Annotated in this window: 22 protein-coding genes; 5 read left to right on the top strand and 17 right to left on the bottom strand. The window is 43.6% G+C overall.

Features of this window, described 5'->3' with window-relative positions; genetic code table 11:
- Positions 1–18: 18 nt before the first annotated feature.
- From OCU38_RS03505 to OCU38_RS03495, 3 genes are all read right to left on the bottom strand, one after another.
- Positions 19–327, bottom strand: coding sequence for a YkgJ family cysteine cluster protein (locus tag OCU38_RS03505; protein ID WP_261823760.1), 309 nt, complete (start codon positions 325–327; stop codon positions 19–21).
- 108 nt (positions 328–435) lie between these two features.
- The gene (locus tag OCU38_RS03500; protein ID WP_261823759.1) at positions 436–678 is read right to left on the bottom strand and encodes a GlsB/YeaQ/YmgE family stress response membrane protein; all 243 of its coding nucleotides are present in this window, start codon (positions 676–678) and stop codon (positions 436–438) included.
- Between the two features lie 367 nt (positions 679–1,045).
- Positions 1,046–1,945, bottom strand: a complete 900-nt coding sequence (locus tag OCU38_RS03495) for a Tim44 domain-containing protein (RefSeq protein ID WP_261823758.1) — start codon at positions 1,943–1,945, stop codon at positions 1,046–1,048.
- A gap of 242 nt (positions 1,946–2,187) precedes the next feature.
- Between OCU38_RS03495 and OCU38_RS03490 the strand changes: the two genes are divergently transcribed.
- Positions 2,188–3,114, top strand: coding sequence for a YeiH family protein (locus tag OCU38_RS03490; protein ID WP_261823757.1), 927 nt, complete (start codon positions 2,188–2,190; stop codon positions 3,112–3,114).
- A 33-nt stretch (positions 3,115–3,147) separates the two neighbouring features.
- On the opposite strand, the gene OCU38_RS03485 is transcribed toward OCU38_RS03490, so the two are convergent.
- The 6 genes from OCU38_RS03485 to OCU38_RS03460 all read right to left on the bottom strand — a co-directional run bounded on the left by OCU38_RS03485 (position 3,148) and on the right by OCU38_RS03460 (position 10,001).
- The gene (locus OCU38_RS03485) at positions 3,148–3,348 is read right to left on the bottom strand and encodes a hypothetical protein (RefSeq protein WP_023402914.1); all 201 of its coding nucleotides are present in this window, start codon (positions 3,346–3,348) and stop codon (positions 3,148–3,150) included.
- Between the two features lie 158 nt (positions 3,349–3,506).
- On the bottom strand, positions 3,507–5,018 hold the full coding sequence (gene menE, locus OCU38_RS03480) for an o-succinylbenzoate--CoA ligase (RefSeq protein ID WP_261823756.1): 1,512 nt from the start codon (positions 5,016–5,018) through the stop codon (positions 3,507–3,509).
- 3 nt (positions 5,019–5,021) lie between these two features.
- The gene (gene menC, locus OCU38_RS03475) at positions 5,022–6,017 is read right to left on the bottom strand and encodes an o-succinylbenzoate synthase (RefSeq protein WP_261823755.1); all 996 of its coding nucleotides are present in this window, start codon (positions 6,015–6,017) and stop codon (positions 5,022–5,024) included.
- Positions 6,018–6,096: 79 nt separating this feature from the next.
- Complete coding sequence (menH, locus tag OCU38_RS03470) at positions 6,097–6,969, bottom strand: 2-succinyl-6-hydroxy-2,4-cyclohexadiene-1-carboxylate synthase (protein WP_261823754.1); 873 nt, start codon at positions 6,967–6,969, stop codon at positions 6,097–6,099.
- Positions 6,970–8,700, bottom strand: coding sequence for a 2-succinyl-5-enolpyruvyl-6-hydroxy-3-cyclohexene-1-carboxylic-acid synthase (gene menD / locus OCU38_RS03465; protein ID WP_261823753.1), 1,731 nt, complete (start codon positions 8,698–8,700; stop codon positions 6,970–6,972). It lies immediately after the preceding gene.
- Positions 8,697–10,001 (bottom strand): isochorismate synthase, encoded by a 1,305-nt coding sequence (locus OCU38_RS03460; protein WP_261823752.1) that lies wholly within the window; start codon positions 9,999–10,001, stop codon positions 8,697–8,699. The genes menD and OCU38_RS03460 overlap by 4 nt, the downstream gene beginning before the upstream one ends.
- 225 nt (positions 10,002–10,226) lie before the next feature.
- On the opposite strand from OCU38_RS03460, the gene OCU38_RS03455 reads away from it, so the two are divergent.
- Genes OCU38_RS03455 through OCU38_RS03445 form a run of 3 tightly spaced genes read left to right on the top strand, consistent with a single transcriptional unit; the run spans position 10,227 to position 13,436 of the window.
- Positions 10,227–11,441: a pyridoxal phosphate-dependent aminotransferase gene (locus OCU38_RS03455; protein WP_261823751.1), complete on the top strand. Its 1,215-nt coding sequence runs from the start codon at positions 10,227–10,229 to the stop codon at positions 11,439–11,441.
- 53 nt (positions 11,442–11,494) lie between these two features.
- Positions 11,495–12,082, top strand: coding sequence for a 5'-deoxynucleotidase (gene yfbR / locus OCU38_RS03450; protein WP_261823750.1), 588 nt, complete (start codon positions 11,495–11,497; stop codon positions 12,080–12,082).
- Positions 12,083–12,122: 40 nt separating this feature from the next.
- The gene (locus tag OCU38_RS03445) at positions 12,123–13,436 is read left to right on the top strand and encodes an anti-phage deoxyguanosine triphosphatase (protein ID WP_261823749.1); all 1,314 of its coding nucleotides are present in this window, start codon (positions 12,123–12,125) and stop codon (positions 13,434–13,436) included.
- Here OCU38_RS03445 and OCU38_RS03440 read toward each other — a convergent pair.
- Positions 13,433–14,095, bottom strand: a complete 663-nt coding sequence (locus tag OCU38_RS03440) for a tRNA-uridine aminocarboxypropyltransferase (RefSeq protein ID WP_261823748.1) — start codon at positions 14,093–14,095, stop codon at positions 13,433–13,435. The two genes, OCU38_RS03445 and OCU38_RS03440, sit on opposite strands and share 4 nt — an antisense overlap.
- Positions 14,096–14,100: 5 nt before the next feature.
- Between OCU38_RS03440 and rrtA the strand changes: the two genes are divergently transcribed.
- A complete protein-coding gene (gene rrtA, locus OCU38_RS03435; RefSeq protein WP_261823747.1) occupies positions 14,101–14,637 on the top strand; it encodes a rhombosortase in 537 nt (178 codons plus the stop codon).
- Between the two features lie 3 nt (positions 14,638–14,640).
- On the opposite strand, the gene OCU38_RS03430 is transcribed toward rrtA, so the two are convergent.
- From OCU38_RS03430 to tig, 7 genes are all read right to left on the bottom strand, one after another.
- Positions 14,641–14,958, bottom strand: a complete 318-nt coding sequence (locus OCU38_RS03430) for a ComEA family DNA-binding protein (RefSeq protein ID WP_390625237.1) — start codon at positions 14,956–14,958, stop codon at positions 14,641–14,643.
- Between the two features lie 158 nt (positions 14,959–15,116).
- A complete protein-coding gene (ppiD, locus tag OCU38_RS03425) occupies positions 15,117–16,973 on the bottom strand; it encodes a peptidylprolyl isomerase (RefSeq protein ID WP_261823746.1) in 1,857 nt (618 codons plus the stop codon).
- A 156-nt stretch (positions 16,974–17,129) separates the two neighbouring features.
- Entirely contained in the window at positions 17,130–17,405 is a 276-nt protein-coding gene (locus tag OCU38_RS03420; protein ID WP_021714028.1) for an HU family DNA-binding protein, read from the bottom strand.
- Positions 17,406–17,588: 183 nt separating this feature from the next.
- On the bottom strand, positions 17,589–19,940 hold the full coding sequence (gene lon / locus OCU38_RS03415; protein ID WP_261823745.1) for an endopeptidase La: 2,352 nt from the start codon (positions 19,938–19,940) through the stop codon (positions 17,589–17,591).
- 245 nt (positions 19,941–20,185) lie between these two features.
- A complete protein-coding gene (clpX, locus tag OCU38_RS03410; RefSeq protein WP_261823744.1) occupies positions 20,186–21,463 on the bottom strand; it encodes an ATP-dependent protease ATP-binding subunit ClpX in 1,278 nt (425 codons plus the stop codon).
- A 71-nt stretch (positions 21,464–21,534) separates the two neighbouring features.
- The gene (gene clpP, locus OCU38_RS03405) at positions 21,535–22,158 is read right to left on the bottom strand and encodes an ATP-dependent Clp endopeptidase proteolytic subunit ClpP (protein ID WP_261823743.1); all 624 of its coding nucleotides are present in this window, start codon (positions 22,156–22,158) and stop codon (positions 21,535–21,537) included.
- A gap of 111 nt (positions 22,159–22,269) precedes the next feature.
- Positions 22,270–23,571, bottom strand: coding sequence for a trigger factor (gene tig / locus OCU38_RS03400; protein ID WP_261823742.1), 1,302 nt, complete (start codon positions 23,569–23,571; stop codon positions 22,270–22,272).
- Between the last annotated feature and the right edge of the window lie 455 nt (positions 23,572–24,026).

The raw sequence follows: 24,026 nt of genomic DNA, 5'->3' as shown, positions 1-24,026 counted from the left end.
TAAGAGCGTCAATAACGTCTAATTACGAGTCTCCCATTCGTTACGACACTCATAAGAACCCATTTCAAACTCTCGACAGATCCAAGGACGATTTTCATAAATAGTGCACAACATAGTGTCTCTATCTACCGCTGAGCACCACCCGTCCTCTAGACGTAACATGGTTTCCCCGCCCCATTTATCGGTAGCAATATGCTCTTCAGGAACTCCCGTATCGGTAATGATCATCACCTCTAAACGGCAACAACTGGCGCAGCAAGTACTGCACGCTACTTCAGGTTCGTTCACCTGTTTTTCAGAGATTTGTTTGATTGGGATGCTAGTCATAAGAGTCTGTATCAAGATAAGTGAGCATATAGTACGTCATTTACATAAAACAATATACGCTCACTAAAAGGCGCAAAATCGCCTATCGATATTATTGGAAGGTGAAGATCAAAGTCGTTTAATAAAACCAACAATGTACAGTAGCAGTATGGCGCCAACAGTCGACACAACCAAAGAGCCAACAATGCCACCTGCGGCTAAGCCAATAGCGTTAAATACCACACCACCCACAACAGCACCTAAAACACCAACCACAATATTGCCAACCACACCAAAGCCGCCGCCTTTCATGAAGTTACCTGCTAACCAACCTGCAACAGCACCGATCAACAAAAATAGGATAATGTTCATATACTTTATACCTCTTCCTTTTTAAAAATATACGCAGAAGAAACTGTCTCTTATTCCTCTACCTACTTAGTGTCATAAAGTATACGTGCTGATAAGGATTTCTGTTTATTGAATTCTAATTGTTCATATCAATCAAAATTATACCAATCACACTAAGTAAGTGATCAGAGCTAGCGCAGGAAAAATGCTCGAGAACAAGGCAGAATTTTTCGATAAGTAGTTATTCTACAATCAAAAATTCTAACGCCGTTATCGAGCATTTTAACAAGCTAGAATGACCAGTTATTTAGTACGATTGGTATTATAGAGCAAAAAAAGGCCGGAACTCAGTTCCGACCTTTCGTTAGTATTTGCTATGCAAAAGAAATTACACTTGAATACCGACAATCAACCATGGTGCATTTGGCTGAGTAAGATCACGCTCAAGGTGCCAGATATCACTGATATCTTCTTCAACATTTTCTACTGTGTCACGGTAGCGACCCGTAAACTGCAAGCTAAGTTGCGCTTTGCTTGCGTCGTAATCAGCACGTACAATTTCAGCGTCTACATACATAACGTCTGTATGCTGTTCACCTTGTAGTGAAGCACGCTCTGATTTTAGGTCATCAAACAAGCTTGCCGATACGTATTCACGAATCGTTTCTAACTCATTGTGATTCCATGCGCCTTGCAAAATACGGTAATGTTCACGTGAACCATTCACGAAAGCAGCATGGTCAAAACCCGGTGGGTAGTTATGTGGCACATCTGAATGTGCTGAACTACCAAAACCAGTGTTTGATGATGCTGGCTCAGTAAACGGTTTTGACTCAGTGAACGATTGCGGCTCAGCTTGCTGTTTAAACTGACTGTTGCTTGCTTGAGGGCCGTTTGAATACGCTGGACGCTGCTGATTCATACTGCCTGCTTTTGCTCCCAGCATACCGCGCAAGAATTTGAAGGCAAAAAAGGCAATCAAACCAATAATAAGAATATCCATAAACTGGATACCCTCAAACGCACCGCCAAAGAACGCCGCTAGCAGACCACCCGCAAGTAAGCCTCCCATAAGGCCACCCATTAATCCGCCTCTTCTCGTTGGATTTTGCGTGCCTTTGTTGTTTAAAGAATTAGTGTTTGTTGGTTTTGCTTTCGGTGCCGGAGCCGTTTTAAAGCTCTTACCAAAAGATTTACCACCGCCAAATCGCTTTGCTTCAGTAACAGGTGCATACACCATAGCTACTGATACTAGCAATACAGCCATAATCGAAAAAATGCGTTTCATAATCTCTCTTTGATTTCTATGAGTCGGTTTAATACTACCTATTAGCATTAAATAAATGAACTGGCTTTGCTCATTGAGTTGTTAAAGTTTATTGCAATCTAGCACTGCATCACACTCTTTTTAATCACCAGATAGCATATACAGTGTTTTCAATAGAACAATGAGTGCTAAACCCTACATTAATTATGTGTATTTGGCTTGAGGTAGTTATCATAAGCGCAAATTTAAAGATAGCTAATCCTATGCCGTTATTTACCAAAAAGCACATTCCATTTTTTATTGTGCTCGTCCTATGTTTTACACCATTATTGCAGTCACCATCCGCGTTAGTTTTGGGATTAATTTTATCCCAACTAGGGTTAGTGCCGACCCACTTACCGATTGCAAAATGGACCAAAAAATTACTGAGCTATTCTATTATTGGTTTAGGTTTTGGTATTTCGTTGGCAGAAGCCTTTAAAGCGACCTCTAGTGGTATCGGTCTTATCATGACCACGATTTTTGTTACCCTACTGCTTGGTACCTGGGTGGCGATTAAACTGGGCATAGATAAGAAAACCGGTTATCTCATTTCAAGTGGTACCGCGATTTGTGGCGGAAGCGCCATTGTGGCCGTATCTCCCGCGATCAATGCCAATGCTAACCAAACGGGTTTAGCGCTTGCTACTGTCTTTATTCTCAACTCAATCGCGCTGTTTGTCTTTCCTGTGATTGGTCATGCTTTAAATCTAGATCAGCACACTTTTGGGGTTTGGGCGGCCATTGCGATTCACGATACTTCATCTGTGGTAGGCGCAGCTAGTGCCTACGGTGAAGAAGCACTGCGCACAGCAACTACATTAAAACTGGCTCGCGCTTTGTGGATTATTCCTGTGACCATTGGCAGTGCTTGGTATTTTGGTAAGGGCAAGGAACACAAAATAAAAGTGCCTACCTTTATCTTCTTATATATTGCGGCTGTGGTTGTGAGTGATTTATTGCCACAATTTGATGCGTTTTATCACATGACCTTTTCGGTGGCAAAACAAACCTTAGTGGCTTGTTTATTTTTGATTGGCTCTGCTATTTCATTAGATCAAGTCAAAGAAGCGGGCGTTAAACCTTTATTATTTGGTGTCGGCTTATGGTTAACGATTTCTGTCGGGACTTTACTATGGCTTCTGCATTAATGGGTCGCTAGAGCGTTAATTACCCTGTTGTATTTATAGCACCTTATCATAGTGACTTGGCTTTACTCTCGACAGTAGCCAGTCACTGCTTTTCTTTACCGACTTACCACTTTGGCTAAATGCTATTCCCACCACTAGCGCAAAACCCAGCGCCTGCGCAATTGAACCCAATAAGCCGTGATCGGCTATTGCTACGCCTAAACATGCTGCGACAAGTGCCCAAAGAAAATACATAGTCCATTCCGTTATATCAGTTGGTAAATTAATTACCCTATTCATTGGTTAGGATTATGACGCTATCGACCTGCTTTGAGAAAAACTGTTTTGCTCTATATCATAACTAAATGATTCTATAAAAATTGAAACTGTGAATTTTCGTTATAATAGATGCGCTAGAAATGCTCGATTTGCTGCTCTGATAACCAGTTTTTAAGTTTGGCTCGAGAAACCTTAATTCCCTGATTTAATAAGGTGCTCGGTATTGGTAGGTAAGCAATAGGACATTTGAATTTTTGTAGAAAGGATAAGCAAAGCTCGTTAAGCTCTTGCTTTAACGCGCCGTTAATTGTGCCTTGCGACAAAGCCAATAACGCCACTGGTCTATGACCAAAGGTTGAGTCGACCACTGGCACAATAAATGCCTGCATAATCGATGGATGTTTGATTAATACCCGCTCAATTTCTTCACAGTGGATATTCTCACCGCCAGAAATAAACAGGTTATCCGCTCGCCCCATAATGACCAGTTCATCATTTTGCCAGCGACCAAGATCTTTGGTATCAAACCAACCATCACACATTGGTAGCGGGGATAGCCTTCCTTTTTGCCAATAACCCACCGCTAAGGTCTCGCCTGCCACCAAGATGGTTTGATGATCAATTTTTATCGCGCGCTTGCCTAGCACTTGCCCTGCACTATCGGTCTCATCCACTCGTTTAGCGGTCACTGTGGATGCCATTTCGGTCAACCCATATCCCGCCCAAGTATCAATGCCATATTCACGCGCCGCATTTGCCAGTTGATGAGGAATAATAGCGCCGCCCAATAATACTCGTTGCAAGGTTAAAGGCGTTGGCAGTGCTCCGCGTTCTATTTGTTGTAATACTTGTTGCAGTTGGGTTGGCACCATTGATGTGTGGGTAACGCCTTGCAGGTTTAATCCCTTTCCCTCTTTTAAGCGCAAGCAACAGCCACTGAGCAGCCAACGCCACACTATAGCTAAACCAGAAACATGAAACAGCGGTAAAGACAAAAGCCAAGTGCTCGAAGCATCAAAGCTAAATTGTTGCTGTAATCCGATGGCAGAGGCTAAATGGTTTGTCGCGCTGTGCGCTACTGCCTTGGGATCGCCTGTCGAGCCTGATGTGAAAATCAAGCTTGCGATATTCGATGCAGAAAAATATGAATGGGAGGGCTCACAATCCCTAGAAGCAAGATCAAAAACTGTAAAGTCTAGATAGATAGCGTCAATTGAATCCGCTAATTGAGACTCCACGCTTGGGCACAAATAACAATGTGTGCAGCCAAGTAAAGCTTGGCGCTTAATAAGCTCAGATTCCGGCAATAAAGGTACTATCGAAACCACTATCCCAGCTTCTAGTGCGGCTAGATACACTATTAAACTTTGCAGTGAGCTGTGCGCAGTCACCAACATCAGCACATCATTATCGCCTAATCCTATCGACGACAATTGCTGTCGTACGCTCGCGACATACCTTGCCAACTCTGACCATGAATAACGCCCGTCACTGCATTCTAGAGCACAGCTATTTAGCTTTGTTTTCTGGGTTGTTGTTTGAGCGGTTGCTTGAATTGGAACTGGAGTTGCAATAGCTTTGTTATCAGAGCATTCACTCCAATAACAAAGGGGGGATTGATGAGAAAAAGGCGTACTAAGCGGCAAAGTTTATTCCGAGCTCTGCTGCCAAACTAAGGTTTGAGAGCTTAAACTTCTGACCGGTAATTCACTTCCTGGCCACGGCGTATGCAACTGCTCTTTATACAGCTGTAGTGTATCTAAGCCCGGCGTGGTCATTGGGGTAAATTGATGCGCTAGGCGCGCCAGCTGGGACAATCCTAAACTGGACTCAATACTTGAGCTGATCACCGCGATAAGCCCTAGCGCTTGAGCTTTTTCTATCAATTGAATACAACGCTGCAAATTACCAATGAGCATCGGTTTAATCACAATCGCTTTGGCGCCAGTAAGAAATTCAAGATTAAAATCTGGGTTCATCACACCATTTTGTAGAGTTTCATCCCAACCAATGGCAATACCGGTTTCTATGGCAAACGTTAGGCTGTCACCCGGCGCACTGCACGGCTCTTCAATATATTGAATGCGAGAGCGTAGCGAAGGGTTAATTTTACTGGCAAACTTTTTGGCTTTCTCTAAGCTCCAAACTCGGTTGGCGTCCAGTCTTAACTGGATATCAGGCGTGGCTTCTAAAAATAAGTTAACTAAAATGCCATCACGGATCGGCTCATATAAACCAACTTTAATTTTGGCTACTTTATCACCCTGCATTGCATTTAATGCAGGCAGAAGATCGTCTGGATCACCGTGGCAAAAAGGAGCAGCTTGATAGTTACCTTCAGCACCCAATAATCCATTTAATTCGTATTGTGCCATGGATAAACCAAAAGCAACCGAAGGGTAAGGAGAGTTACAGTCTAACTCTTCTCCCTGCGTCCATTTCTTTAGTCGAGCAACCACTTCTACAAATGCTTGGTCCATCGTTTCGTGGCTAAATCCTATTAAAGGTGCCACCTCGCCATAACCAATGCGATCGTTTTCAGATAATTCGACTACCCAGCCTTCTCGGCTTGTCAGTTTTTGTTCACGTAAAATAACACCGCTATCCATCTCAAGCTGATAACGATATAAACTCGCCTTTCTCATAATTATAATTTCCTAAGCCAACATTTGAGCCAACATTTAACCCAGCGTTAATGCCTGCATCATGCGAGGAGCATAATATCTAGTTTGACTGTGCAATGGATAAGAGCTGTGTCAATTTTTGCGCATATTTATAGGGTTGTTCTTTATGAGCGTTATGTCCAGCCCCTAATATCACCTCATAAGGCACGGTATTTTGCGCGTACAAATGACAAAACTTTGCATCATGCTCTCCCACAATATAGTAAATCTTATACTGGGTGCTGTGTCCTGCGCAGTGTAACTGGGGCAGTAAATACTGCTGCTTAGCTAGTGAAGTCACCGTCATGACTTTGGCTAATGCTTTACCATTATTGCGCGATCGCTCCTCGACCAACCGAGATTTTTGCTCACTGCTTAAAGATGAAAATACCGATTGCTGATACCAATCATGCAATACATCTGGCAGTGCCTGTTGTGCGAAACGCTCAATCCAACGGCTGTCACTTTGCCAACGCTCCTGTTTCTCTGACCCTAGTTGCAGGCCAAAGTTTCCTCCTTCTAATACAAATCCTGCAATGGCGATATTGCGTTGCTGAACTTGCAGCGCTAAGTGCATTAATAAACGTGCGCCTAGCGAATAGCCGACTAAAACCACAGGCACTTGCTCATCTGACGCTTGAGCATCTAAAACATGACCATCAGGTAATTGCTGTAATTGTTGGCAGATATTGTCAACAAAGCCATCAAAGCTATTCGGGATCAACATATCACTCGCACAGCCATGTCCGGGAAGGTCTATAGCGTACACATCCCACTGAGCAGGCAAATACTCCACCAGCGATTGCCAATCTTTACTACTGCCTAAAAAGCCGTGCACAAATAACAAGCGTAATGCAGGCTTTTGCTGTGTGGGACGAAGCGCACTCAGTTGCGAAGAATTTAGGGGCTTGCAAGAGTGGTGATTTAGGGGCATTTACAGCCCCTGAATGGTTGAGCAGAGTGATTTAATATGCGCGGAGGCTTGCCCTGCGGGAGTCACAACTTCAATCAGTAATGAAGAGGATGAACTTGCTTCAAAGTCAGTAATGGCTTGCTTTAATTGCTGCCATGTTGTCGGACGTTGATAGTCCATATTAAATTGCTTCGCCGTGTGGGCAAATTGATAACCATGTGGCATCTGATAAAGACGCTGCTTATGATTTTCATCCACAGGTAACATATCAAAAATAGCTCCGCCATCATTGTTGAGCAGCAGCACAATACCGCCGCTGTTTGCCAGCAGTGACAGTGAATTTAAATCATGCAGTAATGAGGTATCACCAATAAGGGTCAACGTAGGTTTATTCAAACCTGCGCCAACACCCGCGCTGGTCGCTACTATGCCATCAATGCCTGATGCGCCGCGGTTGGAAAACACCTCACTGTGTAAGTTGACGCAGGTCATATCAACCAACCGCACCCCTAAACTGTTACCCAAAAACAGCGGATAACCTTGGGTGATCTCTTGTAATTTACTGGCAACTTCTAGCTCGGTAAGCGTTTCTGCAATTAAACGGTGAGTCTTGGCAACCACCATCAAACTTGCTGCTTTCAGTCCATCAGCCCAACCCCTACTGTTTGATGATTCGACAAAACCTAAAGGCAGAGACCACTTTCCAACAAAGCGTTGCATTGGCAAATGATCGGGGTTTAATACCCCGGCTTCATCGCATACCAATGCGTATTGTTTAAAGTCCGCTTCCGCTACTCTTTGCTTTAAAAAACTGAGTAAGCGTTTTGACACTAGTCGAGCGCCAAACTGTAGCACCACTTCACTCTGGGCAAGTTGTTGCTGATGAGCTTTATTTTGTAGCCAAACATCATAACAGCTCCAATCAGAGCTTATGCCTGACTGCGGATCGCATAAAATCGGCCAGCCTAATTGTTCGGCAAGAGCTTTGACTTGCTCGGCTTTCTCAAGCGCCAATCGGCCAACAATAATCAGCCCTTTTAAATGACGATGTTGCTGCACAAAATGAAGCAATGCATCGCTATCATCAGTAGCATCTGCGGTGCATATTGAGAATGGGCTTTTACCGATAAGCCAATGCTTAGGCAGTTCAGCCACTTGAGCTAACCTCGGGCTATCGGCAACATACAAAGGTTCAGGAAACGGGCAATTGATATGAATCGGCCCTTTCAATGTCGCTTGCCTATTCAATGCCTCATCAAACTGACATAACAACCAGCCAACATCAACCTCAGCACTAGGGCTTGGCAGAGCTAAGGCCTTACTAACATGAGAAGAAAATATCCCTTTCTGAACAATGGCTTGATTGGCGCCCACACCAACTAGCTCAACCGGTCTGTCTGCGGTGAGTAATATCAGTTTTTCGCCAGTAAGGTTGGCTTCAACCACCGCAGGCAGTAAATTGGCGACCGCAGTGCCCGAGGTGACAATAACTATCACAGGTTGTTGCGTCGATTTAGCAATACCTAACGCAAAAAATCCCAGCCCGCGCTCATCAAAATGAGTGTGCAAAATGAGCTCTTTGTGCTCAATCGCTTCTAGTGCCAACGGGGTAGAACGAGAACCCGGCGCAATACACACATGTTTAGCGCCAAATCGGCTCGCTTCTTCTAGCAATACCGATGACCAGACTCGATTAATCTGCGCTTGAGAAAGGTGTTGTAAAGAGACTTGTTCAGGGGATAGCTCACTCATGAAGCTTGTTCCAATACGCTTTGCTCGGTAATTAGGCTTAATAAAGTCGACATTTTCTTGTCCAACTCTTGCCACTCATGTTCAGCCTTAGATCCAGGCACAATACCTGCACCCGCAAACAGATGTAAATTATCACCTTGCACCATCGCACTACGAATCGCGACACAGAACTCCGCGCTTTGGTCACTAATGTAACCCACAGATCCGCTATACCATGAACGAGAAAAAGGTTCGTGCTGTTCAATAAAATCAAGAGCTAAGTGACGTGGCAACCCTGCGATAGCGGCAGTAGGTTGCAGAGCTTGCAATAGCTTACTTTTATCGGCGTGTTTAGATAGCTCGGCTTGAATGTGTCTTTTTAAATGCTGAACGCGGCGCAGCTTCACTAAGCGCGCTTCATCTTCAACCTCAACACTGGAGCAAAATGGCACTAAACTATCGACAATATCATCTACAACATATTGGTTTTCTTGTAGGTTCTTTTTGTCATGAATCAACCAATTTGCCAGCTCTAAATCTCGAACCGGCTGGCTGTGCCGCCCAATAGTACCGGCCAATGCTTCTGTTTCTATCAGTTGTCCGCGACGGCTATACAGCCTTTCAGGTGTAGATCCAATAAAGGAGTGCCCTTCCTCTAATTGCAATAAAAAGTGAAAACTGTGACGATTTTGCTCACGGCTTAGGGCTAATAATTCAACCCCTTTTAAAGTCGCATCAAGTTTGACCGTCGTTTTGCGTGCTAGCACCACTTTTTTCAATTCGCTATGGCTAATGGACTCCAAAGCCAAATCAACATTGTGTGTCCACAACGCTTGATCAGGAATGTGCGTCACTTTCGTCACCGCAGGCAGTGGCTTTGAAAAAGATAAAGTATCGTTATTAAGCAAATGCACCGCACGACGCACCGCATCTCTATCTTCCATCAGATTGACCGCCAGAAACCAATCTTGATTACGACGAAGTAGTTCAATATGAGGCAAAAAGAAGAATGATTTTAAACAGCGTCCTTTATTATTCTTATAAGGGAAAGCATAGCCTCCCCAAATGCGCTGATTTTGGTTAAGCATTGAATAAGCAGGGTTAATTTCATTAAATGTTCTAGCTTGACCTAAAGCGATAACCTCTTCTGTGGTATCTCTCGATTGCCAGTAAAACTTAGGGAAAATAGGCTGACTTTCCATCCAAGGAAGAACAGAATCAATACACACATCCTCTACTGGCACCTCTATACGACAAGCGTCAATCGGCGCAGTTTCTACATGGTGGGCGAGCTGTTTTATAGCATGTGCGAAAAAAGACAATGTGACCTCTAACCCTCTATTTCTCTTATGATTACAGAATAATTGGCTTACTCTAGAGCGAGTGATTAGCCAAATCAAGCGAGACAACTACAATTGTAGAGTAAACATAAATTTAAGCTCGTAATTCTTGATAACTCAATTGTTTAAGCATAGATTTTTCTACTCAAAAACATCAATTTAGTGTAATTTGATACTATTCTCATCGATTGAATCTAGGGGTTGACAATGAAAAATATCGAGATGTCGTCAAAACTCGATAATGTATGCTATGACATTCGTGGTCCTATACTGAAACATGCTAAGCGTATGGAAGAAGAAGGGCAGAAAATAATTAAGCTAAACATTGGTAATCCCGCCCCATTTGGCTTTGATACGCCAGAAGAAATCTTAGTCGATGTACTTAGGCATCTGCCTACCTCTCAAGGCTACTGTGATTCAAAAGGCATTTACTCTGCACGTAAAGCCGTAGTTCAGCATTATCAAAAGAAAGGCTTACTGTCGTTAGATGTTGAAGATGTCTATATGGGTAACGGTGTTTCTGAGCTGATCGTTATGGCGATGCAAGCATTGCTCGATAACGGTGACCAAATGCTGGTTCCTGCGCCCGACTATCCTTTATGGAGTGCGGCGGTATCCCTATCGGGAGGCACCCCTGTTCACTATATTTGTGATGAAGAATCCGATTGGTTTCCAGACCTTGAAGATATTAAAGCCAAAATCACGCCTAAAACTCGCGGCATTGTACTGATCAACCCAAACAACCCTACAGGGGCGGTGTACAGCCGAGATTTTCTATTACAAATCGTTGAGATTGCGCGCCAACATAAGTTGATTATCTTTGCTGACGAAATCTACGACAAAATTCTTTACGATGGCGCAACGCACACCTCTATTGCGACATTAGCTGATGACGTCGTCATGGTGACATTTAACGGTCTATCGAAAGCGTATCGTATTTGTGGCTTCCGTAGTGGGTGGATGTTTATTAGTGGACCAAAACATATCGCCAAAGGCTATGTGGATGGTTTAGATATGCTCGCCTCAATGCGTTTGTGTGCTAACGTGCCGATGCAACATGCGGTGCAAACCGCACTCGGTGGCTATCAAAGTATTAATGAGCTGATTTTACCGGGCGGACGCCTGCTCGAACAGCGTGATAAAGCCTACGACATGATCACGTCAATACCTGGGGTTTCGTGTGTTAAACCTAAGGGCGCGTTATACCTTTTCCCTAAACTAGATCCAAAAATCTACAAGATCCATGACGACCAAAAAATGGTGCTAGACTTTTTACAACAAGAAAAAGTGTTGTTGGTGCAAGGTTCAGGGTTTAATTGGCCAAAACCCGATCACTTCAGAATAGTGACATTGCCTTATGCTGAGGATCTCGAAATAGCGATCAGTCGCTTCGAGCGTTTCATTACTCAATACGCACAATAATTTATATTAAAGAGGCCTAGCGCCTCTTTTTTTACACCTTAAGGATGATTAGCATGCACACAGAAAGCCATTTTTTCGCACATTTAGCTCGAATGAAGCTTATCCAACGCTGGCCATTAATGCGTTCGGTTTCTAAAGAGAATATCTCTGAGCACAGCCTACAAGTGGCGTTTGTGGCGCATGCTCTAGCCATCATTAAGAACAAAAAATTTAACGGTACAGTAAACCCGGAACGTATCGCGGTATTAGGCATGTATCACGACAGCAGTGAAGTGCTTACTGGCGATCTTCCGACACCAGTCAAATACTACAACCCTTACATCGCGAAAGAATACAAAAAGATAGAAGCCGCTGCCGAACAAAAATTATTGTCGATGGTGCCAGAAGAATTGGTCGAAGACTTTAAACCTTTCCTGATCAGTGGCGAGACTACAGAAGAAGAATACTGTTTAGTGAAGCAAGCGGATAGCATCTGCGCCTATCTTAAATGTTTAGAAGAGCTTTCGGCGGGAAATCACGAATTTGCCGCCGCTAAACGACGCTTAGAACAAACACTACAAGATAGAGATTCTCCTGAAATGTGCTATTTCCTCAAAACTTTTTCCGCCAGTTTTGAGTTAACATTGGATGAGATCAGTTAATCGTTTTAATTAAAATAACCCAGACGAGCAGTTAAATCACATGGAAGTCGATAACCTCTGGCAACAACGCATCAATAACGAACAAAAAGTGCGCCTAAATGATCACCGCGATCCCTACCAAAGAGATCGAGCGCGTGTTCTACACTCGGCGGCGTTTCGGCGTTTACAAGCTAAAACCCAAGTGCATGGCACTGGAGGCAACGACTTTCACCGAACGCGATTAACTCACTCTTTAGAAGCGGCGCAAATTGGCTCAGGGATATTGGCGCAACTGCAATCAAAATACGCCGACTTACACTCAATACTGCCCACCACCAGCTTAATAGAAACGCTCTGCCTTGCGCATGATATTGGGCATCCACCCTATGGGCATGGTGGCGAGGTCGCGCTTAATTATATGATGCGCGAACATGGCGGGTTTGAAGGCAACGCTCAAACCTTTCGCATCGTCAGCCAACTCGAACCCTATACCCAACATCATGGCATGAATCTGTGCCGACGCACCTTACTTGGACTGTTAAAATACCCCTCTTTACTCAGCCGAGTTGAACGGGATTCAATTCCTGATGGCGTTGATAACCCTAGACAACTTAAAGCCAGTCGCTGGATGCCCGCTAAGGGCGTATTTGATGTTGACCAAAGCTATTTTGATTGGGTACTACAGCCTCTTTCAGAGCAAGATAGGCAAGCATTTTGCCAATTGCAGCCCCATTCAGGTCAACGCTCTATTACTAAAAAAACACAGTTTAAATCTTTAGACTGTTCCATTATGGAGCTGGCTGATGACATTGCCTATGGTGTGCACGATCTAGAAGATGCCATCGTACTTGGCTTAGTCTCTAAACAGCAGTGGCTTGAGTCTGCGGCCAATCAACTTGCCCATTGTGGACATGCATGGATGGAGAGCGAAATACAACAGCTTACCGAGCAGCTTTTTTCGGGTGAGCACTACCTACGTAAAGATGCCATTGGCAGCATAGTCAATGCCCTGCTCACCAGCGCTGAGATCAAAGAAATCACCACGCCTAACTTCACCCAGCCACTCCTGAGATATAACGCAACCTTGCACGAGCCTATGTTGGAGATACTGAAAGTATTTAAAGACTTTGTCAGTAACTATGTGATTCAAGCCACTGAGGTACAACTAATCGAATATAAAGGCCAGCAAGTCATCATCGATTTGTTTGAAGCCTTTAGCGGCGATCCGGAGCGACTACTTCCAGATGCCACTAAGAAGAAATGGCAACTGGCTAGGGACCAACAAGATCAGGGCTTTAGAGTGCTGTGTGACTATATCTCAGCAATGACTGACGGTTACGCGCAAAAGCTACATTCCAAGATGTTTGCCAGTTAACGATTACGTCCGCCGAGATACTTGTCATAACTGCCAGTGGGTAATTGCGCTATTTGAAACTCAATCATTTTATCAAAGGCAGTAATTAACGGCGTTGCATCACAGGCCTTTAATAAAGTTAATGCGTGATAGGCCGCCTCTAACGTCGATAAGGCGTTTTCTTTTGGCGCTTTGCGAATGGTGTATCGCCCTTGTAAGTGGGTCGGTAAATGCACCTGATTAAGCGCATGCAAATTTTGCGAAAGCTGAAAGATTTTAAACGCTTTTTTCCAAGTGCCATCGATAAGAAACAAACGCGTTTTACACTGCGTCTTCTCATGCAAATTCTGACAACCTTGCTCTTGCATAGGTAGCGCTAAGCGCGTTAACAGATAATCAGCAGTAAGCTCGACAGAATCAGGAGAAGGATACATCAATAGATTCAGAGTATTAGGCTCAGCAACCCATTGATTGAGCTTGGGATGCTCAGAAAAATCCTCACCCACTAATAACTGACAGGGTGAAACAGATAACTCTATAATTTTTGCAGTACCTTTTGCTTGATTCACCTCGCTTGGGTGCTGCAAAATGACAACTTCAACAGAGCTTTCAACCGTTTCTATCCATTGGCATAGACAGGCTTTCTTGGCGCGACCACATCGCTCACAGTATCGGGACATAAAACGTGTATAAATTCCTCATTGCTTTTAGCTTAATCTTAGCTCTGTTTTTAATTCCTTCGCTTGCCGAAGCGTTGCGTTGGCAACAGGATTTAGTCACATCCCATCAATGGTGGCGCTTGCTTACTGGAAACTTCACCCACACCAATACTTATCATCTAGGGATGAACCTCGCCGGATTATGTGTTATTTGTCATCTGTTTCAAGCGAAAGTAAAGCCACTGGCTATTGCTATCGTAATTCTATCAATAGCGATTGGGGTTGGGCTACTCTTTACCGATACCAATATCTATTACGGACTGTCTGGCGTGCTACATGGACTGTTTGCTATGTATGCCTATCAAGAAATCGCCGCCGGCAAGCGTAGCAGTTGGTTTTTGTTAGCCGGTTTAGCTATCAAACTCACAGCAGAAAACAGCGGGCTTGTATCGCTTTCTACCGCAGAGTTGATCAATGCAAGGGTCTCCACTGAATCACACCTAATAGGGTCAATTACAGGGCTAGCAATTGCTCTGCTCGCCCCAAAAATACTCAAACGATAGACACTACAATCGAATACGCGACCGATTTTTATCAACGGTCGCAGGCCCTATCCCTTTCACTTGTTGTAAATCATCCGCGTGTTTAAACTCGCCGTGCACTTCTCGATAGGCCACTATCTGCTGCGCTTTCTTTTCTCCCACGCCCACCAGCAAAGTCGCAAGCTCATGACTAGAGGCGGTATTGATATTTACCTCTATCTCGATCCCTTCATAGTGATCAGCTTTGGGGGCCGCTTTGCTTTCCTCCGCAGCATACACAGTCAAAGGCGCAAGCGCTAAAAGTACGATACTCAAATACCGTTTCAGGTTTGCAAAAGTCATCCCTAATCTCCTTGTTTCAATCAAATTTGCTACGAGCCAAACTCATAGCCTCATCGACTAACCTAGAAGAGAACGGTTTTATTGAAAATGTGACGGGACAAAAACTAGAACGGACCGCTAAATGCGGCCCGTGAAACTATGTATCAACGAATGATAAACTACTGTGCACCTTCAGAGATGTAGTACTCGATATCAGTCTTGTTACGCAGTGTTTGCAATACGCCCATAAGATCTTGTTGAACGTGAGCACTCTTCAGTTGCTGACCAATTTGGTTGTTGTACTGAGGATCAATCGCTGTATTCACTTTCGCTAACTCGATAACCACAATGTTGCCTGCGGTATCAACAGATTTCGCGTAGTGAAGCGTCTCTTTGCTCGGATGAGGGATAGCAAATACAGTGTGTGATAGTTCAGAACTACGATTTACTGTTTCAATATCACCAAAGCTCAACTTGTTAGTTGCAAGAATTGCATCATCGCCAGCTTCAAGAGCAGTAACTACTTTATCAGCCAATTCAGTCGCCAGTTTACGACCTTCAACTTGTTGGTATTGGTCTTTAACTTGCGCTGCAACTTCTTCGTAAGGAAGTACAGTTTGTGGACGAGAATCATCGATACGAACAACAACAATGTGTTCAGGATCAACTTCAACTACTGCTGAGTTCAAACCATCTTCACTGACTTCAGGTGTTTGTAGCTCTTGCATTACTGCAGGCGACTTAAGAAGCGCTGGAGCATCTGCATTTGAGATGAAGTCAGTGGTTACCACTTTTTGGCCTACGGCTTCAGCAGCATCATCTAGAGAGTCAGGGTATTCAAATGCCACTGTTTCTAGTTTGTTTTGCAGTTCGTAGAAACGGTTAACCGCGTCTTGCTCAGCCACTTCTGTTTTAATTTCAGCTGCAACTTCAGCAAATGGTTTAGCTTGCGCACTCTTCAGTCCGTCTAGCTTGATGATGTGGTAACCAAAATCTGATTTAACAACGTCACTGTAATCGCCTACATTTTGTAGAGCAAATGCTGCTGCTTCAAATTTAGGGTCCATAACACCCTTCTCAACCAAACCTAAAGAACCGCCGTTCTCTGCAGAACCAATATCTTCAGAGTTTTCTTTGGCTAGCGTTGCAAAGTCAGCACCCGCTTTTAGTTGGCTAAGAATATCTTTTGCTTTCGCTTCATCTTTAATCAAGATGTGGCTAAGGCTACGTTGCTCATGAGTCGAATAACGATCGATGTTCTTCTCATAGAAGTCTTTCGCGTCTTTATCCGTCACAGAATCGCTTTTCTTCATCTGTTCTGCAGAAAGCTCAATATAAGAAATCTTGAACTGCTCAGGACGAGTAAAGTTAGCTGGGTTGTTCTTATAGAATTCTTGTAGCTGCTCAGCGGTTGGTACCACTGTTTTCGCCATTTCACTTGGTTGAATAGTGATAGTACGAATGTCACGAGTCTGAGTTAAAAGACCAGAAGCGTGAGCCACTTCTTGTGGAAGTGCAAATTCACTTTGTTCAACAGCGCCCAAAATCTTTTGGCGAACAAGGTCACTACGTAGGTATTCCGCAAAACTGTCTGCGTCATAGCCACCGCGACGAAGTGCCGCTTGGTAAACTTGTTGGTCAAACTTACCGTCAGTTTGGAACTGAGGCATGCTTAATAGCACTTCACGTACCTTTTGGTCACTAACACGTAGACCCAAAGATTCTGCGTATTGCTCTAGCAATATTTGGTTGACCATTTGATCCAATACACGCTGACGGAACGATTGCACGAATGCAGGGTCGCCTAGTTGGCTTGTAAAGTAATCACCCATTTGTTGTTGAGCTCGGTTACGTTCATTTTGATACGCTTGTTCAAACTCAGGACGAGAAATTTCAGTATTTCCCACTTTTGCAGCAGAACTGTGTCCACCACCCAAATAGCCACTCACGCCAGTGAAAACGAAAGAGAGAATGATCAAACCTAGAATGATCTTAACGGCTATGCTATTTACGCCTTCGCGTAATCTTTCCATCATAATAGTGCGAAACTCCGAAATGTGGCCTGTATACTATTCAGGCTCTAAAAATCTTTGCCTCGATAATATCAGAAAAAGAAATGCGCACCAGTAGGATGCGCATAAATACAGGGTTTGATAGCGATAATTTGCTATCTGATACGATTTGAAGGCAGATTATTCGTTAACTGCGTCTTTCAAAGCTTTACCTGGTTTAAATGCAGGTACTTTTGCCTCTGCAATTTGAATCTCATCACCAGTCTTTGGATTACGACCAGTACGAGCAGCACGAGTACGGACACTAAAGGTACCAAAGCCCACTAGAGCAACTTGGTCGCCACTTTGCAAAGTTTCACTAATTGTTTCAACCACTGCATCTAACGCACGGCCTGCAGAAGCTTTAGACAGGTCTGCGTTGTCTGCGATTTTTTCGATAAGCTGAGTTTTGTTCACTGTGTATTCCCCTATTACTACTCATGTGAAATTTAGAGTAGGTCAATTCCATTGTTTTATGAATCTAGCCATGCCCTGGTATGAAAGGGATATAGCCTCAACTGTTAAAGTAGCGTCCAATAAAAAAGCTGACAAGTAATTTATACCTATCAGCTTAATTTACATGCTATTTTTTGCTATTTATCACTGTTCCGCTTGGAAAGTGACCCCACTTGGGTCATTTTGCAGTGCAATTGCTAGCACTTCATCAATCCATTGTACTGGCTTCACTGTGATGTCTTTCTTCACGTTTTCTGGGATTTCTTCCAAATCACGCTCGTTATCTTTAGGGATAAGTACCGTTTTGATGCCGCCACGGTGAGCCGCTAATAGCTTCTCTTTAAGACCGCCGATAGGCAGTACTTCACCACGCAGTGTAATCTCACCTGTCATAGCAACTTCAGCTTTAACTGGGTTACCCGTCAAGCTAGAAACCAGCGCGGTACACATTGCGATACCCGCACTTGGGCCATCTTTTGGTGTTGCGCCTTCTGGTACGTGAACGTGAATATCACGTTTCTCGTAGAAGTTTGGTGCAATACCTAGCTTGTCAGCACGGCTTCTTACTACCGTCATCGCCGCTTGGATAGACTCTTGCATAACATCGCCTAACGAACCGGTTTGAGTCAACTTGCCTTTGCCTAGCATAGATTCAGTTTCGATGGTTAATAGATCGCCACCCACTTCAGTCCACGCCAGACCGGTCACTTGACCAATGCGGTTATGATCGTCGGCTTTGCCGTAATCACAACGTTGCACGCCCAAGTACTCTTTAAGGTTATCTTGGTTAACCACCACTTGTTTCAGTGAACTATCCAGTAGGATATTTTTCACCGCTTTTCGGCAAATCTTCGAGATTTCACGCTCTAAGCTACGCACGCCCGCTTCACGAGTGTAGTAACGAATAATACCGATAATAGCGGAGTCATCGATTTCAATCTCATGCGCTTTTAGGCCGTTACGCTTGATTTGTTTTTCAAGCAAGTGGTTCTTAGCGATGTTCAGTTTTTCGTCTTCTGTATAACCCGATAGGCGAATCACTTCCATACGATCAAGTAATGGACCCGGAATATTCATTGAGTTTGACGTTGCCACGAACATAACATCAGACAGATCGTAATCGACTTCCAGATAATGATCGTTAAAGGCATTATTTTGCTCAGGATCGAGCACTTCTAGCAGTGCTGATGACGGATCGCCACGCATGTCTGAAGACATTTTGTCGATTTCATCGAGCAAGAAGAGTGGGTTTTTAACCCCAACCTTAGACATCTTCTGAATGAGTTTACCCGGCATAGAACCAATGTAAGTGCGACGGTGACCACGAATCTCAGCCTCATCACGTACGCCACCTAGCGCCATACGTGTATACTGACGGCCTGTTGCCGCAGCAATAGACTGACCCAGCGAGGTTTTTCCCACACCTGGAGGACCGACCAAACATAAGATAGGGCCTTTCAGCTTGTTAATGCGAGTTTGCACCGCCAAATACTCTAAAATACGTTCTTTAACGCGCTCCAGACCGTAGTGATCGGCATTCAGAACTTCTTCAGCTTTAGCTAAGTTCTTTTTCACTTTTGAACGCTTCGTCCAAGGCACGCCGACCATCCAATCGATGTAGCTACGAACCACTGTCGCTTCTGCTGACATCGGAGACATCATTTTCAGCTTTTGCAGTTCTTGCTCGGTTTTTTCACGAGCATCTTTTGGCATTTTAGATTCTTCAATCTTGATCTTCAGTGCTTCAAACTCATCCGGAGCATCGTCCATATCGCCCAATTCTTTCTGAATTGCTTTCATTTGCTCATTCAGATAATACTCGCGCTGGGATTTCTCCATCTGCTTTTTAACACGGCCACGAATGCGCTTTTCAACTTGCAGGATGTCAATTTCTGACTCCATGCTTCCCATCAGGAACTCTAGGCGTTCGTTTACATCAATAATTTCTAGCACGCGCTGTTTTTCAGCCAATTTCAATGGCATATGAGCTGCAATTGAATCTGCTAGGCGCGGTGCATCGTCGATACCGTTTAACGAGGTTAATACCTCTGGTGGGATCTTTTTGTTGAGCTTGATAAAACCTTCAAATTGATTGATGGCACTGCGTACTACCACCTCTTCTTCTTTGTCATCAATTTGTGGAGTCGTCAGAAATTCAGCATCTGCCACAAAGAAATCATCTTCGCGAATAGAGTGAACTTTTGCGCGCTGTTGACCTTCAACGAGCACTTTTACAGTACCGTCAGGCAACTTCAACAATTGAAGAATGGTCGCAACAGTACCTACTTGGAATAAATCTTCTTTGGTCGGCTCTTCTGTATCTGCTTCTTTTTGGGCAATCAAGAGAACTTGCTTATCATTGTCCATTGCAGATTGAAGGCAGTTGATCGACTTTTCACGACCAACGAACAGAGGAATGACCATATGTGGGTAAACGACCACATCTCGTAATGGCAGCACGGGTATTTCAATACGCTCGGAACGCTCCAAGTTCATAATTATCTCTCTTCCGTTTTCGGCTTATGGTCTTTATATAAGGTCACTTTAAATAGAATCAATACCTGTAACAATAAGAATCACTTAACTTCCTTAAATAGTGTTCGTTTTACTGTATTTAATTAAAAGTAAACACAAAAAACCATTAAGTGATGGCTATCAACACTGGGTTTGATTAGTTAGCTTAGATCATCAGAAACAAAAAAAGCGAGCAAAGCTCGCTTTTTGTTATATCGAGTTAACGATTATGATTCAGCAATCGCAGCCTGATTGTCACCACCTTCATAAATCATCAGTGGTTCAGACTCGCCATTGATAACAGACTCATCAATAACCACTTTGCTGACATCTGTTTTTGAAGGCAGTTCATACATGGTTTCAAGGAGTACATTCTCAAGGATAGAACGTAAACCACGAGCACCTGTTTTACGCTCCATTGCACGTTTAGCAATTGCTTTAAGTGCATCTTCGCGGAACTCTAGCTCTACATCTTCCAGATCAAACAAAGCAGCGTACTGCTTAGTCAGTGCATTCTTAGGCTGGCTAAGAATCTGAATTAATGCGGCTTCATCAAGTTCAGTCAATGTAGTTGTCACAGGAAGACGACCGATAAACTCAGGAATTAAGCCATATTTGACTAGATCCTCAGGCTCAACCTGTTTAAACATTTCACTGACGCTCTTCTGTTCGTCTTTAGCGTGAATTTCAGCGCCAAAACCAATACCAGAGCCAGTTTCTACTCGTTGTTCGATCACTTTATCTAGGCCGGCAAACGCACCGCCACAGATAAATAGGATCTTAGAAGTATCAACTTGTAAGAACTCTTGTTGAGGGTGCTTACGACCACCTTGCGGAGGAACAGAAGCAATTGTACCTTCAACCAGTTTAAGTAGTGCTTGCTGCACACCTTCACCAGAAACATCACGAGTAATTGATGGGTTTTCTGCTTTACGAGAGATCTTGTCAATCTCATCGATGTAAACAATACCGCGCTCAGCTTTCGCTACGTCGTAATCACATTTTTGCAGAAGTTTTTGGATAATGTTTTCAACATCTTCACCCACGTAACCGGCTTCAGTTAATGTGGTTGCATCTGCCATGGTAAACGGTACGTCTAGAAGACGAGCCAGCGTTTCAGCTAGTAATGTTTTACCACTGCCCGTAGGACCAATAAGTAAAATATTACTCTTACCAAGTTCAACGCCATCAGCGGTTTTATCGCCGTTACGCAGACGTTTGTAGTGGTTATATACTGCTACGGAAAGCACTTTTTTCGCAAATTCTTGACCAATTACGTATTCGTCAAGGTGTTCACGAATATCTCGTGGGGTCGGCAAATCCTCAGACTCTTTCTTCGGAAGCGCCTCTTTGATCTCTTCACGAATAATATCGTTACAAAGATCAACACACTCGTCACAGATGTAGACGGACGGGCCCGCGATCAATTTGCGAACTTCATGCTGACTTTTACCGCAGAAAGAGCAGTACAAAAGCTTGCCACTCTCTTTGCTTTTATCTGTCATTCGCTAACCTCTTAGCTTTAAACTTTAATTTATCCACTAAAGTTTACATCAAAAAATCTTCAACCGACGACTTAATTGTCGCGAGACAACACTGAATCTACCAAGCCATATGCAACAGACTGTTCAGCAGACATAAAGTTATCACGATCGGTATCACGCTCAATCACTTCCATTGGCTGACCAGTATGTTCAGAAAGAAGTGTGTTTAGCTTTTTCTTGATAGTCAAAATCTCTTGAGCATGAATTTGAATATCAGACGCTTGTCCTTGGAATCCACCTAATGGTTGGTGAATCATGACACGAGAGCTTGGTAGCGCAAAACGCTTACCTTTAGCGCCGCCAGCCAATAGGAACGCGCCCATAGAACATGCTTGTCCCATACATACTGTACTTACGTTTGGCTTGATGTACTGCATAGTGTCATAAATTGACATGCCCGCAGTCACGCTACCGCCCGGAGAGTTGATGTATAGGAAAATATCTTTTTCTGGATTCTCTGATTCTAGGAACAACAATTGGGCCACTACAAGGTTGGCCATGTGATCTTCAACTTGTCCAGTCAAGAAGATGATTCGCTCCTTCAGCAAGCGAGAATAGATATCGTAAGAACGCTCACCTCGTGATGATTGCTCTACTACCATAGGTACTAGTGCATCCATAATTGGCGACATTACATTTTTTTCTTGGTAGCTCATAGTGTTATATCCCTATCCCTAAAAACAAATGGCCCGAATGATTATCTCATACGGACCATTATTAGTAGAAGAGTGACTAAAAAGTCAACCCTCTACGCAGACCAAACACCATTAAGCTGGTTGTTGGTTCATAATTGCATCAAATGACTCTTCTTTCTCAGTCACTTGAGCTTTAGCGATGATAGCGTCGATAGCTTGCTCTTCTAGAGCAACGTTGCGCATGTTGTTCATCATTTCTTCATTGCTTTCGTAGTAAGCGATAACTTCTGAAGGATCTTCGTATGCTGTAGCCATTTCAGTGATAAGTGCTTTCACTTTCTCATCGTCAGCTTTTAGCTCTTCTGATTTGATAACTTCACCAAGTAGAAGACCAACAACTACACGTTTGCGAGCTTGCTCTTCGAACAACTCACGAGGTAGTTGGTCAGCAGCGTCAGTGTTGCCACCGAAACGTTGAGCAGCTTGTTGACGAAGAACGCCAATTTCTTGCTCGATAAGTGCTGCAGGAACAGTGATGTCGTTCTCTTTAGCTAGACCGTCAATAGCTTGCTCTTTGATGCGGCTCTTAAGCGCTTGCTTAAGTTCACGTTCCATGTTCTTACGAACTTCAGCTTTAAGTGCGTCGATGCCGCCCTCAACTACGCCGAATTTAGCAACGAACTCGTCAGTTAGCTCAGGAAGTTCACGCGCTTCAACTTTGTTCACTTTGATTGCGAACTTAGCTTCTTTACCTTTTAGGTTTTCAGCGTGGTAGTCTTCTGGGAAAGCTACGTCGATTTCAAATTCCATACCCGCTGTTTTACCAGCGATACCGTCTTCGAAACCAGGGATCATGCGACCTTGGCCCATTTCTAGAGGGAAGTTTTCAGCTTTACCGCCTTCAAATTCTTCACCGTCGATAGAACCAACGAAGTCGATAGTTGCGCGAGAACCTTCTTCAACTGCTGAATCAACTTCAGTCCAAGTCGCTTGTTGCTTACGTAGAGTTTCAATCATGTTGTCTACGTCTGCATCTTTAACTTCAACTACTGCTTTCTCAACAGCGATGTTTTCAAGACCTTTAAGTTCGATCTCAGGGAAAACTTCTAGAGTTGCAGTAAATACAAGATCTTGACCCGCAGTAGTGTCTACTGGTGCGAAAGTTGGTGCACCTGCTGGGTTGATCTTTTCTTTAACGATAGTTTCGATGTAGTGACGCTGCATCACTTCACCCATAACGTCGTTACGTACCGCGTTACCGTACATTTTCGCTACCATTTTCAAAGGCACTTTGCCTTTACGGAAACCGTCGAAACGACGATTTTTAGCGATGTTACGTAGTTCAGCTGTCACTGCATCTTCAATGTTAGCAGCAGGAACAGTGATAGTTAGACGGCGCTCAAGACCTTCTAGAGTTTCAACAGTAGCTTGCATTATTTTATAAACCTCAACAAAAGCTCAGTTTCCTGAGCATAGCGTCACCGTTTTAATACAGGTGACAACATCCTAGTGTGTGCCCCAAAGAGGCACCTAAATACAAAAAGAGTGCCGCTGTTACATAATTAAGCTAATCAGGTAACAACGAATCAATTAGCGATACCTTATTTAAGACATCTCCAATTGACCTCAGAGTAATAAATTGACGCGACATTCTACCGACATAGGCTTGCCCTGTCGAGAGATGAGCCTAAACCCTCTTCAATTATTGTAGATAGAGTCCTGTAATAGGAATATCTCGTAGCAATACAATGGGGGCATGTTCGGCAAAATCAACGGTAATCATCAAAATTGATGTTCAAGTTTGAAAAACGAGATCTTGTTCAAATAAAAAAACCGCTAACGGCAAGGTTAACGGTTTATAAATCATTTAAATTGCAAAGTGATGAACT

This window comes from Vibrio neonatus (assembly GCF_024346975.1).
Lineage (GTDB): Bacteria > Pseudomonadota > Gammaproteobacteria > Enterobacterales > Vibrionaceae > Vibrio > Vibrio neonatus.
Note: the sequence above shows the minus strand (reverse complement) of the source record. Positions and strands in the feature narration are given on the sequence as shown.

Excerpts from the sequence above, each read along its gene's own strand:
- OCU38_RS03455 (WP_261823751.1), top strand. The coding sequence starts at position 10,227 with ATGAAAAATATCGAGATGTCGTCAAAACTCGATAATGTATGCTATGAC.
- clpX (WP_261823744.1), bottom strand. The coding sequence starts at position 21,463 with ATGACAGATAAAAGCAAAGAGAGTGGCAAGCTTTTGTACTGCTCTTTC.
- clpP (WP_261823743.1), bottom strand. The coding sequence starts at position 22,158 with ATGAGCTACCAAGAAAAAAATGTAATGTCGCCAATTATGGATGCACTA.
- OCU38_RS03445 (WP_261823749.1), top strand. The coding sequence starts at position 12,123 with ATGGAAGTCGATAACCTCTGGCAACAACGCATCAATAACGAACAAAAA.
- OCU38_RS03495 (WP_261823758.1), bottom strand. The coding sequence starts at position 1,945 with ATGAAACGCATTTTTTCGATTATGGCTGTATTGCTAGTATCAGTAGCT.
- OCU38_RS03440 (WP_261823748.1), bottom strand. The coding sequence starts at position 14,095 with ATGTCCCGATACTGTGAGCGATGTGGTCGCGCCAAGAAAGCCTGTCTA.
- OCU38_RS03430 (WP_390625237.1), bottom strand. The coding sequence starts at position 14,958 with ATGACTTTTGCAAACCTGAAACGGTATTTGAGTATCGTACTTTTAGCG.
- yfbR (WP_261823750.1), top strand. The coding sequence starts at position 11,495 with ATGCACACAGAAAGCCATTTTTTCGCACATTTAGCTCGAATGAAGCTT.
- OCU38_RS03500 (WP_261823759.1), bottom strand. The coding sequence starts at position 678 with ATGAACATTATCCTATTTTTGTTGATCGGTGCTGTTGCAGGTTGGTTA.
- ppiD (WP_261823746.1), bottom strand. The coding sequence starts at position 16,973 with ATGATGGAAAGATTACGCGAAGGCGTAAATAGCATAGCCGTTAAGATC.
- OCU38_RS03490 (WP_261823757.1), top strand. The coding sequence starts at position 2,188 with ATGCCGTTATTTACCAAAAAGCACATTCCATTTTTTATTGTGCTCGTC.
- menD (WP_261823753.1), bottom strand. The coding sequence starts at position 8,700 with ATGAGTGAGCTATCCCCTGAACAAGTCTCTTTACAACACCTTTCTCAA.
- OCU38_RS03485 (WP_023402914.1), bottom strand. The coding sequence starts at position 3,348 with ATGTATTTTCTTTGGGCACTTGTCGCAGCATGTTTAGGCGTAGCAATA.
- tig (WP_261823742.1), bottom strand. The coding sequence starts at position 23,571 with ATGCAAGCTACTGTTGAAACTCTAGAAGGTCTTGAGCGCCGTCTAACT.
- menC (WP_261823755.1), bottom strand. The coding sequence starts at position 6,017 with ATGAGAAAGGCGAGTTTATATCGTTATCAGCTTGAGATGGATAGCGGT.
- OCU38_RS03505 (WP_261823760.1), bottom strand. The coding sequence starts at position 327 with ATGACTAGCATCCCAATCAAACAAATCTCTGAAAAACAGGTGAACGAA.
- lon (WP_261823745.1), bottom strand. The coding sequence starts at position 19,940 with ATGAACTTGGAGCGTTCCGAGCGTATTGAAATACCCGTGCTGCCATTA.
- menH (WP_261823754.1), bottom strand. The coding sequence starts at position 6,969 with ATGCCCCTAAATCACCACTCTTGCAAGCCCCTAAATTCTTCGCAACTG.